At 62.2% G+C, this 13,270-nt stretch carries 12 protein-coding genes; 8 read left to right on the forward strand and 4 right to left on the reverse strand.

What is annotated here, in order from left to right; genetic code table 11:
- Positions 1-178: 178 nt before the first annotated feature.
- Positions 179-1,102 carry a LysR family transcriptional regulator gene (locus DKB71_RS10005; RefSeq protein ID WP_408600232.1) on the forward strand — a complete coding sequence of 308 codons (924 nt, stop codon included), beginning with the start codon at positions 179-181 and terminating at the stop codon, positions 1,100-1,102.
- Here the strand turns inward: DKB71_RS10005 and DKB71_RS10010 are convergent.
- Positions 1,099-1,545: a GlcG/HbpS family heme-binding protein gene (locus tag DKB71_RS10010; RefSeq protein ID WP_408600234.1), complete on the reverse strand. Its 447-nt coding sequence runs from the start codon at positions 1,543-1,545 to the stop codon at positions 1,099-1,101. The genes DKB71_RS10005 and DKB71_RS10010 overlap by 4 nt on opposite strands.
- Positions 1,546-1,556: 11 nt before the next feature.
- Positions 1,557-2,906 (reverse strand): amidohydrolase family protein, encoded by a 1,350-nt coding sequence (locus DKB71_RS10015; RefSeq protein WP_408600235.1) that lies wholly within the window; start codon positions 2,904-2,906, stop codon positions 1,557-1,559.
- Positions 2,907-3,166: 260 nt separating this feature from the next.
- Here DKB71_RS10015 and DKB71_RS10020 point away from each other — a divergent pair, with 260 nt between their 5' ends.
- Positions 3,167-3,553 (forward strand): nuclear transport factor 2 family protein, encoded by a 387-nt coding sequence (locus DKB71_RS10020; RefSeq protein WP_323629225.1) that lies wholly within the window; start codon positions 3,167-3,169, stop codon positions 3,551-3,553.
- Positions 3,554-3,930: 377 nt separating this feature from the next.
- Here DKB71_RS10020 and DKB71_RS10025 read toward each other — a convergent pair whose 3' ends face one another.
- Both DKB71_RS10025 and DKB71_RS10030 read right to left on the reverse strand, forming a co-directional pair.
- The gene (locus tag DKB71_RS10025) at positions 3,931-5,088 is read right to left on the reverse strand and encodes an alpha/beta hydrolase family protein (RefSeq protein WP_408600237.1); all 1,158 of its coding nucleotides are present in this window, start codon (positions 5,086-5,088) and stop codon (positions 3,931-3,933) included.
- Positions 5,089-5,146: 58 nt separating this feature from the next.
- Positions 5,147-6,109 (reverse strand): LysR family transcriptional regulator, encoded by a 963-nt coding sequence (locus tag DKB71_RS10030; protein WP_274077844.1) that lies wholly within the window; start codon positions 6,107-6,109, stop codon positions 5,147-5,149.
- 269 nt (positions 6,110-6,378) lie between these two features.
- Here DKB71_RS10030 and DKB71_RS10035 point away from each other — a divergent pair, with 269 nt between their 5' ends.
- The 6 genes from DKB71_RS10035 (at position 6,379) to DKB71_RS10060 (ending at position 13,266) form a co-directional block, all read left to right on the forward strand.
- Positions 6,379-7,317, forward strand: coding sequence for a VOC family protein (locus DKB71_RS10035; protein WP_274077843.1), 939 nt, complete (start codon positions 6,379-6,381; stop codon positions 7,315-7,317).
- A 15-nt stretch (positions 7,318-7,332) separates the two neighbouring features.
- The gene (locus DKB71_RS10040; RefSeq protein ID WP_408600238.1) at positions 7,333-7,743 is read left to right on the forward strand and encodes a Rieske (2Fe-2S) protein; all 411 of its coding nucleotides are present in this window, start codon (positions 7,333-7,335) and stop codon (positions 7,741-7,743) included.
- An 87-nt stretch (positions 7,744-7,830) separates the two neighbouring features.
- The gene (locus DKB71_RS10045; RefSeq protein ID WP_323609046.1) at positions 7,831-8,955 is read left to right on the forward strand and encodes an FAD-dependent oxidoreductase; all 1,125 of its coding nucleotides are present in this window, start codon (positions 7,831-7,833) and stop codon (positions 8,953-8,955) included.
- A gap of 44 nt (positions 8,956-8,999) precedes the next feature.
- Positions 9,000-10,697, forward strand: coding sequence for a DUF1302 domain-containing protein (locus tag DKB71_RS10050; RefSeq protein WP_408600239.1), 1,698 nt, complete (start codon positions 9,000-9,002; stop codon positions 10,695-10,697).
- Positions 10,698-10,709: 12 nt separating this feature from the next.
- Positions 10,710-12,098, forward strand: a complete 1,389-nt coding sequence (locus DKB71_RS10055) for a DUF1329 domain-containing protein (RefSeq protein ID WP_274077839.1) — start codon at positions 10,710-10,712, stop codon at positions 12,096-12,098.
- 61 nt (positions 12,099-12,159) lie between these two features.
- Complete coding sequence (locus DKB71_RS10060) at positions 12,160-13,266, forward strand: WD40/YVTN/BNR-like repeat-containing protein (RefSeq protein WP_408600240.1); 1,107 nt, start codon at positions 12,160-12,162, stop codon at positions 13,264-13,266.
- Positions 13,267-13,270 lie beyond the last annotated feature (4 nt).

The following is a 13,270-nucleotide window of genomic DNA, read 5'->3' on the forward strand; positions in this document are numbered from 1 at the left end:
GCAGCATTCCACCGACGAGTGTGAAGTGTTCAGGGGGGCGAAGTCTGTTCGGTAGCGAACATAGGCGGTGTAGGCAGGTATCTTGCGTCGCGATACCTGCTAACGCGGCACGCGATTGGTGGGAGTTATACCCGGGTCATTAGAGTTGCCACTGCCATCCATTTGCAGCGGAAACAGCATGCGGTATCGACGTCTTGACTTGAACCTGCTGGTAGCGCTCGATGCCCTGTTGAGCGAATGCAGCGTCAGCAGGGCCGCTGAACGACTGTGCCTGGGCCAGTCAGCGACCAGCTCGGCGCTTGGACGTTTGCGCGAGCATTTCAATGACCCGTTGCTGGTGCAGGTCGGGCGGCGGCTGGAACCCACCGCCTTGGGGCTGGAGCTGATGCCCAAGGTGCAGGAAGCCCTCGCCCTGACGCGGGAGATTGTCGATGCACCGATGAATTTCGACCCGGCCACCTGTACTCGGCAATTTACCCTGGTGGCTTCGGACTACGTGGCCGGGGTGCTGTTGCCAGCGGTCAGTCTTGCGTTGGCGCGCGTCGCGCCGGGTGTGCGTTTGAGCCTGCGCGACTTGCCTGTGCCGCGCGATGGTGACGTGGTCAGCGAAGCGCTCGACTATCGGCGCAGTGATTGTGTGATTGTGCCGCAACGGCGGTTGAACCCTGCTTACCCCCACGTACCCTTGATGAGTGACCAGCTGTGTTGCATCGTCTGTGCGCAGCAGCTTCAGTTCGCCGAGGGTTTGAGCCTGACGGGCTACTGCGCCGCCGAACATGTGGTGCGTGAGTTCGCCGACGGGCGAAACCTGGCCATGGATGCCGTGCATCTGCATGAATTGGGTGTTCATCGGCGGGTGGCGGTGGCTGTTGAAAGCTTCGCGCTGATGCCGGAGTTCATAGTCGGTACCGCGCGAATTGCCACTGTGTTTCGCCGGCAGGCAGAACGTTTTGCCCAGCGTTATCCACTGCGCATTCACCCTGCACCGCTGGCTTTTCCGGACGCCGTACAGGTGCTGCAATGGCACCCGTATCAAGAGCGCGATCCAGCGCTGATGTGGTTTCGCGGCCTGTTGCTGGAGCAGGCCGCGTCGCTTGATTAACCCGCGGGCTGATCACCGGTATCGGCAACCAAACCGGCCTGGTCGATCGCCTGCATGGCGCAGCGCTCATCATTGTCCGAAGTGTCGCCACTGATGCCGATGGCGCCGAAAATTTTCCCCTCGGCATTTCGAATCAGCACACCGCCAGCGACTGGAATCACCTCGCCGCCGGTCAAGCTGTTGATCGCATCGAAGAACGCCGGCATGGCCTGCGCACGCCGTGCCAGTTCCCGTCCGCCGAAGCCCATTCCCAGGCAGCCGCGCGCTTTGCCCGTGGCAATCTGTGGGCGCAGGAAACTGGCCTGTTCATCGCGCAGGACCGCCAGCGGATGACCCGCTGCATCCAGCACGGCGGCGGCCAGGGGGTTGAGCCCGGTTTCCCGGGCGATGCGGATCGCGCTGCTGGCGATCTGGGTGGCTGTGGTCAGATCAAGTGTGTGCATGATATCGATCCTCATACGGCCCACTTGCCCAGTTGGGCAACCCGGTCGCGGGTGTACAGGTCAGTCCACTTCAACGAGTTGAAATCGGACACTTGCTTGGGGTTGTAGGGGCTGCGTTCCATGCGCACCGGCTGACCGGCCTTGTACACGGCCTTGAGGCGCGAGCGGTCCTGGAGGATGCGGATGTCGTGCAGCGGCGAGCCGTCGAGCAACAGGAAGTCCGCTTGCTTGCCCACTTCCAGGGAGCCGATGGTTTCACCCCGCGGCATGCAGCGCGCACCGACGGCGGTGGCGGCATACAGGGCTTCGGCGGGCGTGAAGCCCAGGCGCGTGACCAGCAGTTCCAGCTCACGGGCATGCCACTCGCCATAAGGTGTCACGGCAAAACCGCTGTCGCTGCCACAGGCGAACGGCACACCGGCCGCCTTGGCACGTTTGAGCACCGCCGAACCGACTTCCAGCGTGCGCGCGCAGTAACCGGCGTACCCGGTGGTGATGGCCGGGTCGTGGGGCTGGCAAAAATCCACGGTGTTCTGCGGGAAGGTCATGGTCGGCGCGAGGATGCTGCCCGCTTCGAGCAAGGCCTCGATACAGTCGTCGTCCATGTAAAAGGCGTGGAACACCAGATCGACACCCGCGCGTGCGGCGTACATCACCGCTTCACGGCCATAGGCGTGGGTAGCCACTTTGCAGCCCAGGCGATGGGCTTCTTCGACCATCTCGTAGGTTTCTTCGGCGGTGAACGCCGCGATGATTTCGCCGTTCGGGCGACGATGGGTGCCGTCCATGGCGATCTTGATCAGGTCTACGCCATCCTTCGCCTGCTTGCGGATTTCTGCCAGGGCTTCGCTGCGGCTGGTGACCAGGCGCGCGGTGAAGTATTCCGGAGCTCCTACGCGGCTCGGAAACCAGTCATTGAGGCTCTGCCGATTGGTGATGACCCGGCTGCTGGCCGCGATGCGCGGACCCTCGAACAGGCCAGCTGCAATTGCGTTGCGCACTGAAATGCTGAGCTGGCCGCTATCGCCCGGGCAAACCATGCTGGTCACGCCGGCGGCCAGCACATGTTGGGCGAAGAACATGCCACGCAGCGCGCGGAATTCGTCGCTGGTCCAGATATCGATGTCTTCTTCACTCTGCGCGTTGCCGAAGGCCAGGTGGGTGTGCACGTCCACCAGGCCTGGCATGACAAAGTTATCGCCGGCATCGACAATGCTGTCACTCGCTTGTGGCTGCGGCGCCATGGCTGTCGGGCCGACGTAGGTCAGCAGGCCGTTTTCCACGACCAGCGTTTGCTGTTGACGGGTATGCAGGCCAGTACCGTCGAACAGGGTCTGGCATTTGAGGTGCAGGGCATTCATGGCGTTTTCACTTGGCTGATTGTTATGCAAAGTGAGGCTAGGGTGCGGCCACGGGCGCCACCAGCAACTTGCATCAATGGCCGGGTATTGATGGCGTCGATAGCTGCTCAATCCCACTAGGGGCGGGGCCTTTGCGGCGCAGGGTGAGATCAGGGGGTGGGTATCGCGAGTGGCGATGGCTGGCATCGTGATCGACGATTTTTTACAGGTCGGATTGCAAGTCTATGGTGCGCGCTCATCACCCACAGAGAGCCATTGACATGACCACCGCAGCCGTAAAAAACCAACTCCTGGCACTTGAGCAGGAACGCCGCCGGGCCCTGGTTGAAGAAGACTACCCACGCGTCGCCGAGCTGTTCGCCGATGACCTCGTGTATGTGCATACCACCGGATTGGTGCAAGGCAAGGCGGACTATCTGGAGTACGCAAAAAGCGCCGTGCAGTATCTGGACATTGAGCGTGGCGAGTTGCAGATCCGCTTTTACGGCGAGCACCTGGCGGTGATGACCGGCACGCAATGCAACACCTTGCGCAAGCGCGGTGGCGAGCAGTCGATTCGCGGCGACGGCTTTGCAACCCAGGTCTGGACGTTGGGCGCAGAGGGTTGGCAGATCAGCTCGTTCCATGGGACACGTGCGCCTAACTGAATTCGTTCAGCACGCTATCGCTGGCAAGCCAGCTCCTACAGGTTTTCGGGTGCCTGCGGATTGTTGGGCGGTACACGAATCTGTAGGAGCCGGCTTGCTGGCGATTCGATGGTGGCCGTTATGCCGCCATCGCTGGCAAGCCAGCTCCTACAGGTTTTGGGCTGCATGCGGATAGTTGGGTACGACACAAATCCGTAGGAGCCGGCTTGCTGGCGATTCGATGGTGGCCGTTATGCCGCCATCGCTGGCAAGCCAGCTCCTACAGGTTTTGGGCTGCATGCGGATTGTTGGGTACGACACAAATCTGTAGGAGCCGGCTTGCTGGCGATTCGGTGGTGGCCGTTATGCCGCCATCGCGGCAAGTCAGACGGGGCCGGTCAAGCCGTATGGCCACCCAGGTTTTCGGTAACCCAGTCGGCGATGTACTGACCCGCGTTGATACTGTTGTCAAAGCTCGAATGCTGCACACCACCTTCGCGTTCGGTAAAGATCTTCAGTTCACGCTTGGGGCTGTTGACCAGTTGCTCGTAAGTACGCTGTGCCCACTTCAGCGGGATCTGCGAATCCTTTTCACCGTGGGTCACCAGGAACGGCACCTTGATCCGGTCCAGCACGCCGTCCAGGTGGACGTTCTCGGCGATGGCCATGAACTCATCCATATCTTTTGCACCCCACACCCACTGCACGTGCGCCCAATAGTGCGGTACCGGGAAGCTGCCTTCTTTTTCCAGGCGACGCTTTTGCACATCGCGCCAGTCATGGTTCGCGCCCCACACCACACCGCAGGCAAACCGTGGCTCGAAGGCCACGGCGCGCGGGCAGTAATAACCGCCGAGGGAGACACCCTCAAGGCCGATACGCTTGGCATCCACGTCGCTGCGGGTTTCCAGCCAGTCGACCACGCGGCTGGCCCAGTGCTCGCTGTCGTAGCGCGCAATCAGGTTGTGCAGGCGCAAGGCTTCACCGGTGCCGGGCTGGTCGATGATCAACGACGAGACGCCGCGTTTTGCCAGCCAGGCCGGCAGGCCGACGCGGTATTTCATTTCCTTCGTCGAATCCAGTCCGTTGACCTGCACCAGGATTGGCGCCGGACCGGTCACGCCTTCGGCACGCACCAGCAAGCCGGAAATATGTTTGCCCTCGTAGGGGATTTCAACGCGCTCGCAGTTCTCCCGCGACAGTTCGATACCGCGCTTGAAAGTCTGCAAAAAACGCTGGTACAACTCGGTACGGCCCGGCGCGCCATGGGCCTGCAAGCGTTCGCAGGTCAGGTAATAGGTGGCGGCGCGGTTGTACTTTTCACCGGCGGACAGCAGCCGGCCATTGCCTTCGTCTTCCTCGGCCAGGCCGCAGAGTTTGTCGGCCATCTTTGCCCAGGTTTCGCGGAATGCCTTGGTGCCAGCGGCGTCCGGCTGTTGGGCGGCTTCCTGCAGCGGCGCGCACATCTCTTCGATTTCGCCGATGCGGGCGCCCATCTCAATGGCCAGGTTGACAGAAAGATTCCACACGTAATTGGTCGGGAAATAACGGAACATGATTGTTGTTGTCCTTGTGGTTGCCTTGAGCGTTCAAGGCACGTTAAGGACGCCCCGGCTAATTGACCAATCGTGACTCGGGATGCGAGGTATCGCGAGCGGCGATAGGATCCTGTTCCAGATGCTGGATGAACTCGCTGATGCGCTCGCGCAGCCAGCGGTGCATCGGGTCGCCGTCCACGCTGCGGTGCCAGAGCATGACTTCGCGCATGACCGGAATCTTCACCGGCGGATTGAGGATACGCAGCGGCAGGTGCTGGGCATACAACCGCGCCAGGCGCTGGTGCATGGTGGCGATGCGTTGGGTGCCGACTACCAGTTGCGGCAGGGTGTTGAAGTCGTTGGTGATCACTTCGATGCGGCGGTTGAAGCCGTACTGGTTCATGAACCATTCTTCGATGCTCAAGTGCCGGGTGCGACCAAAACCGACGGAAACGTGGCCCATGTCCATGTACTGCTCAAGGGTCAGGCTGTCGCCGACCTGGGTATTGCCAGCCCACACCACGCAGACGTGTTCTTCCTCGAACAGCAGCTTGTGGGGATGGCCGTCGATGATGTAGCGCTCAGGCACGATCATCAGGTCGACCTCGCCGCGAATCAGCAACTCGCCGGAGTTGTCGCCGGGGCCGAGCATCTCGAAGGTGATGTTCGGCGCTTCCTGATGGATCTTCTGTATCACCTGGGCAAACAGCACGCTGATCAGGTAATCCGAGGTCACCAGGCGGAAGTGGCGCTTGCTGGTGGTGGGGTCGAACACCGGCTTGGCGGTGATCGAGGATTGAATCGTCAGCAGCACTTCGCGGATCGGTTTGGCCAGCTCCTGGGCGTAGGGCGTGGGCTGCATCTTGCGCCCCACCTGCACCAGCAGTTCGTCTTCGAAATAGCTGCGCAGACGCCCGAGCACGCCACTGGTTGCGGACTGCGTCATGTGCAGGCGTTCGGCGGCACGGGTGATGTTCTGCTCTTCGAGCAATACATCGAGTGCCACCAGCAGATTGAGATCCAGGTGGTTGAAACGCATCAGGCATGTCCGCTGTTGTATTTATTTTCACGATACATTCCGGTGAATTGATCGTCCCGTCAACCCCGTCTTCACGCCTTCATCCTGCGCCTTCAGGTATCGCGTTTGCCGATAGGTCGCATCCCCACTCGCGATTAGTCAGCTGCCAAACCGCACGTCACTCTTCGCCGCAGTCGGACCTCTGGCCGACACCACCACCGGATTCCATGCGCAGCTGAACGGCCTGGTCGAGCAGTCTCCGGATCATAATTTCAATGGAGTGGTAAGCCATGAACATCATTGGCCTTGATGCCCTGATCTTTGGCGTCGATGACATCCAAGCCTGTACCGATTGCCTGCGTGACTACGGCCTTGCGCCGGTTGACGTCGACAGCGATGGCGGGCGTTTTGAAGCACTCGACGGCACGGCCGTGATCATTCGCCGTGCGGACGATCCGACCCTGCCAGCGGCCATCGGCCCGGCGCCGTCGATTCGCGAAACCGTCTACGGCGTTGCCAGCGTGGCGGACCTCGACGCCATCGAGGACGAGTTGGCGCGAGACCGCCAGGTCTCCCGGGAAAACGGCGTGCTGCACAGCGTCGACGACATGGGCTTCGCGATCGCTTTCCAGGTCACCGTGCGCAAGGCGTACGACGCCCCGGACGACCTGACCAACGCCGCCGGCCATGCGCCGCAGCGCCCGCTGAACCAGCCTGGCATCACCCTGGACATGAGCGCGGTGCCCCGCACCTTGTCCCACGTGGTGTATTTCGTTCCCGACGCGGCCAAGGCCGAAGCGTTCTACGCCGAGCGCCTGGGCTTTCGGACCACCGACACCTTTATCGGCGCCGGGCCGTTCATGCGCCCCGCAGGTTCCGATGATCACCATTGCCTGTTCATGATCCAGACCCCGCCGCACATGAAGGGCTGCGAGCATTTCACCTTTCACATGGGCAGTGGCACCGAAGTGCTGTTGGCCGGCACGCGTTTCGAGCAAAAAGGCTGGACCAGTTTCTGGGGCCCGGGCCGTCACCTCTTTGGCTCCAACTGGTTCTGGTACTTCAACAGTCCACTGGGTTGCCACATCGAATACGACGCCGACATGGACAAGCACGATGACGCCTGGGAGGCCCGGCGCGCGCCGTTGTCGGCGGATAACTCGCAGCTGTTCCTGTTCAATTCGAAGGCGAAATGGGCACCCGGCGGCCCGCCACCCAAACAGGGTTGAACACGGGTGTCTGCCATGAGCCAACGGGATTTTTACCTGTGCCTGATGGACGAACTGGTGGAAGGGCAGGCGCGCGGATTCGATCCATTGCAGCGCGGCAAAGACAGTGTCTTTGCCTTGGTGCACGACGGCCAGGTGCGGATTTATCGCAACAGTTGCCCGCATCTGGACGTACGCCTGGAGTACCGCAAGGACCGTTTTTTATCCTCCGACGGCCAGTTGATCGTCTGTTACGCCCACGGTGCGCAGTTTCTGCCGAGTACCGGCGAATGCGTCTACGGCCCCTGTCTTGGCCAGAAGCTGGAGGCGCTGGCGTGGCGGGTGGAGGAGGGGTGGCTGGTGCTGCAAATGCCCGGCATTGAATGCGCGTCTCCCCGTTTTGAGGTATCGCGTTTGCAGATACATCGCATCCTTACTCGCGATTAGTCAAATCCCTGCTTTGCCGGGAAGCTGGACCCAACGACGCAGTGCCCGACGCTGCATCGAATCACAAGAATAACAAGTGAGAAAACCATGAGTGCAGTGAACAAAGTTCTGATCGTGGGCGGTGGCATTGGTGGTTTGTGCGCGGCCATCGCACTGCGGCGCAAGGGCATTGAGGTCGATCTGATCGAGCTCAAGTCAGAGTGGACGGTGTACGGCGTCGGGATCATCCAGCAAAGCAACGTGGTCCGCGAGATGGCCAAGCTGGGTGTGCTGGATGGGTATCTCGATGCGGCGTATGCCTTTGAAGACGTCGCCATCTACGGCCCGGCCGGCCAGCAACTGGCGCGCATCCCGGGTCAACGACTGGCAGGGCCTGCGTACCCGGCCAACGTCGGCATTTCACGCCTGGCGCTGCACAAGGTCCTCAGCGAAACGGCGCTGGAACTGGGCGCGCAGGTACGCCTGGGTCTCAGCGTGGAATCCTTGAACGACACGGGCGACAGCGTCGATGTTCTATTCACCGATGGCACTGGCGCTGTGTACGACCTGGTGGTCGGCGCCGACGGTCTGTTCTCCAGAGTTCGCGACTTGATCTTCGGCGACACCTACACCCCGCGTTTCACCGGCCAGTCGGTGTGGCGCTACAACTTCCCGCGTGACCCGCAGATCGATCACCTCGCCAACTACCAGAGTGCCGAAGGCAACGCCGGCCTGGTGCCGCTGGCCGGTGACCTGATGTACCTGTTCCTCACGTCCCACGAACCGTCCAACCCGTGGATGGACCCGGCGACGCTGGCCGAGCAGATGCGCCAGCGTTTGCAGGGTTTCACCGGCCTCATCGGCGAACTGCGTGAGCAAATCACCGACAGCAGCCAGGTGGTCTACAAGCCGATGGAAGTGGTCTTCGTCGACGAGTCCTGGTACCGCGGCCGCGTCCTGTTGATCGGCGACGCCGCCCACGCGACCACGCCGCACCTCGGCCAGGGGGCCGGCATGGCGATTGAAGATGCCATCGTGCTCAGCGAAGAACTGACCCGCGACGGCAGCGTCGAGCAACAGCTGCAGCGCTTCATGGCGCGCCGTTTCGAGCGCTGCAAGTTCATCAGCGAAAGCTCGGTGCTGGCCGGCGACAAGGAAATGCAGCACGACCGTGAGTTCGACCGCATCGGCCTTGTCAAGCAGATGCTCGCGCTGACGGCCGAACCCATCTGATTCACCCACAGCAGTTACCACTATAAAAACAAGAGGTTAACGCGATGGTTAGTTCCACGACTGCGACGCCTGCGCGCCGCCCGGTCAGCACGTCTGCACCCTTTGGTTTCACCCTGGCCGCGGCCTTGGTGCTGTGCAGCCAGGCGGCCCACGCCTTTTCGGTGGATACCGGCAATCCGGATTTCAAACTGCGCTGGGATAACACCGTGAAGTACAGCGCCGCCTGGCGCACGCAAAATCCCAGCAGCAAACTGAGCGAGGGCCAGGTGGCACTCAACCAGGACGACGGCGACCGGGCCTTCAAGAAGGGCCTGATCTCCAACCGCACGGACATCCTTTCCGAGCTGGACATGTCGTTCAAGGACGTCGGCGCGCGCCTCAGTGGCGCCGCCTGGTACGACACCGAATACCAGCAGGACAACGATAACGACGACCCGGCACGGGCCAACGCCCGTTCCGTGGCCTACGACGAATTCACCGACGACACCCGCCATCTGCACGGGGGTAAAGGGGAACTGCTCGACGCGTTCGTGTACTGGAACGGCGAGCTGGCCGACCACGCCACGTCCGTGCGTGCCGGCCGCCACGGCTTGATCTGGGGCGAGAGCCTGTTTTTCGGGGCCAACGGTATTGCCGGTGGCATGGCGCCGGTCGACGTGGTGAAGGCGCAGTCGGTGCCCAACACCCAGTTCAAGGAAATCACCCGCCCGGTCAATCAACTGTCGGGCACCTTCCAACTGACCGACGACGTGTCGCTCGGTGCCTTCTACCAGCTGGAATGGGAAGAGACCCGCCTGCCCGGTGCCGGCAGTTACTTCTCCACCAGCGACACCATTGGTGAAGGCAACGAACGCCTGATCGTGGGTGCGCCGTTTCCTCCGTTCCTCGGTGGCAATCCCGCCAGCCCGGCGGCGTTCTTCCATGGCAATGACAAGGAAGCGAAAAGTTCGGGGCAGGGCGGCCTGCAGTTGAAGTACAGCGCGGAAACGGTCGAGTACGGCCTGTACGCGATCCAGTACCACGACAAGACCCCCAAGCTGTACCTCAAGCCGTCCACCGGCACACCGAACTTCAGTACCGGCCAGATCGGCGAGTACTACTGGGTGTACCCGGAAGACATTCGCGCCTTTGGTGCCAGTTTCTCCACCACCGTTGATGAGTACAGCTTCGCCGGTGAAGCCTCGATGCGCTGGAACATGCCGCTGGTTTCCAACGGCCAGACCGTCCTGCCCGGCGTGGTCGCCGACAACGATGACGACGCCCTCTACGCGGTTGGCCGTACCGCCCACGTCAACCTCAACGTGCTGGCTTCGTTCGGGCCGAACTTCCTGGCAAGGGAATCGGGGCTGGTCGGTGAGATCGCCTGGAACCGCCTGCTCAGCGTCACCAAAAACCGTGCCGCCCTCGACCCCAATGCCACCGACGACGGCCTCGGCTTCAAGGTGGTCTACACCCCGACCTACCGCCAGTTCTTCTCCGGCATCGACATCAGTATCCCGGTCGGCCTCAGCTACTTCCCCCTGGGCAAATCGGCGGTGGTCAGCTCCTTCGGCCCGGACAACGGCGGCGACATGAACATCGGCATCACCGCCACCTACCTGGATCGCGTCACCGCCGGCCTGACCTACACGCATTACTACGGCGCCGAGGACACCAACCTCAATGCCGCCAGCCAGTTCAATTACAAGCAATCGCTGAAAGACCGGGACTACCTGGCTTTCTCCGTCAAGACCACGTTTTAAGAGGACTTGCGCATGACCCACAACAAGAAAACCGCAGCCTTCACCCTCAAGGCCCTGGGCTTTGCACTGCTCGGTAGCCTGGCTCTGTGCAGCCAGCTGACGCTGGCGGCGACAGCGGAAGATGCCGCCAAGCTGTCGAAAAACCTCACGCCTTTTGGCGCCGAGCGCGCCGGCAATGCCGACGGCTCCATCCCGGCCTGGGACGGTGGCTACACCAAGGTCGATCCTTCGTACAAGGAAGGCGGCAAGCGTTCCGATCCGTTCGCCGCGGACAAGCCGCTGTTCAGCATCACCTCGAAAAACCTCGCGCAATACGCCGGCAAACTCAGCGATGGCACCAAGGAAATGTTCAAGCGTTTCCCGGACTCCTATCGCATCGACGTCTACCCGACCCGGCGCACCGCCGCCGCGCCGCAGTGGGTGTATGACAACACCCTGAAAAACGCCACCCGCGCCAAACTGGTCGACAGCAGCGCCGGCCCCGTGCCCGAAGGCGCCTTTGGCGGCATCCCGTTCCCGATCCCGCAGAACGGTGCCGAAGCCATGTGGAACCACGTGCTCAACTGGCGCGGTACCTCGGTGTCGATGCATTTCCGTCACTACCTGATGACCGCCGATGGCAAGCAGGTCATGACCACCGACGGCCAGGCCATCCAGGAGATGCCGTATTACTACAAGGAAGGCACGCCTGAGTCGTTTGCCGGTGACTACTGGCTGTTCCGCCTGCTCAACGTCGGACCACCGTTGCGTGCCGGCGAGCAGATCATGGGCCGCACCAACATCAACGGCGACCTGTCCCAGGCGCACGTCTACCTGACCGGGCAACGTCGTGTGCGCAAGCTGCCGAATGCCTGCTGCGATACGCCGACACCGGCGACCGCCGGGGTGATGTCGTTCGACGAATTGAGCGTGTTCCAGGGCCGCATGGACCGCTTCAACTGGAAGCTGGTGGGCAAGCAGGAGATGTACATCCCCTACAACACCAACAAAGTGCAAGCCGCCGCCAAACCTGAAGACCTGTTCCTGCCCCACCACATGAACCCCGATTACGTGCGTTGGGAATTGCACCGGGTCTGGGTGGTCGAGGCCGACCTGGCACCGGGCAAGCGTCACCAGTTGCCGAAGGGCCGTTACTACCTCGATGAAGACACCTGGCAAGCCATGCTGGGCGACCGCTGGGACGCCAACGGCCAACTGGCCAAGACCCTGTGGTCGTTGCCGGCGGTGATGCCGGATCTGCCCGCGCAAGCGCAACTGTCCTCGGGCTTCTACGACCTGACCTCCGGCGCCTGGTTCATCCAGAACGTCTACACCGGCCTGCCTGAGCAGTACGGCATGGTGGATCGCTACAGGGCCTCCGAGTTCTCGCCGGCGGCGATGGCGGGTGCCGGGGTTCGCTGAGTCAGACCGGATCACGGCTAGCCCGGCGTGATCCGGTTTCAAACGGTTTTTCGAGGTTGGTATGAACAGATTCTGTCAGGTGGTTGGTCGACTGATGTGGCTTGTGGCGCTGCCTCTGGCATTGCCGTTGAGCCTGGTGCAGGCCGCCGCGGTGGGCGATGCGCTCTCTACGCCGGCCATGCAGGCGCCGCAAGCCAAGTCCGCGGTGCTGCTGGACCTGGCCCGTGCGGGTGCGCGGCTGGTGGCGGTGGGGGAGCGGGGTATCGTGCTGCTGTCCGATGACAACGGCATGAGTTGGCGGCAGGCCGAGGTGCCGGTTTCGGTCAGCCTGACGTCGGTGCAATTTGTCGATGCCAACACAGGCTGGGCCGTGGGTCATGGCGGTGTTGTGCTGGCCTCTCGTGACGGGGGCGAGCACTGGACCATGCAGCTGGACGGCCTGCGTGCGGCACAACTTGAGCTGGACGCCGCCAAAGCGCAATTGCCTTCGGCCAGCGACCATGATGCCGCCGCCGCGCGGGTGCAAACGGCTGAACGGCTGGCCGGCGAGGGTGCCGACAAGCCGTTTCTCGCCCTGCAGTTCGTCGATGCCCGGCATGGCCTGATCGTGGGAGCGTACGGCCTGGCCTTTCGCACCGACGACGGCGGCACCACCTGGCAATCCGTCATGGGGCAAATCGATAACCCGATGGGCGCGCACTTGTCTGCCATCGCGCAACAGGGAACGCACTGGTTCCTGGCCGGCGAGCAGGGTTACCTCGCTCGCTCGAACGATGCCGGCCAGTCATTCACCCAGCTGCAAAGCCCTTACGCGGGGAGTTTTTTCACCCTGCAAATGCGCGATGACGGTGTGCTGCTGGTGGCTGGCTTGAAGGGCAACGCGTTTGCCTCCAGCGACCTGGGCGAGAGCTTCCAGCCCGCGCCGGTGACTATGCCGGTGTCGTTCAGCGATGCGATCCGCACCGATGACGGCCAGTTGCTGCTGGTCAACCAGAGCGGCGCCCTGTTTCGCACCAACAGCCAGCCCGGCGCATTGCTCAAGCCCTATGGCAAACCGCTCGACAAGCCCGTTGCCAGTGTTGTCCAGGCCGCCGACGGCAGCCTGACGCTGGCGGGTTTCACCGGGTTGACGCGCATCTCGCCGTCAATCGCTACCGCTTCGGAGTGAGGTT

The organism is Pseudomonas sp. PLMAX, assembly GCF_046042685.1.
Lineage (GTDB): Bacteria > Pseudomonadota > Gammaproteobacteria > Pseudomonadales > Pseudomonadaceae > Aquipseudomonas > Aquipseudomonas putida_AE.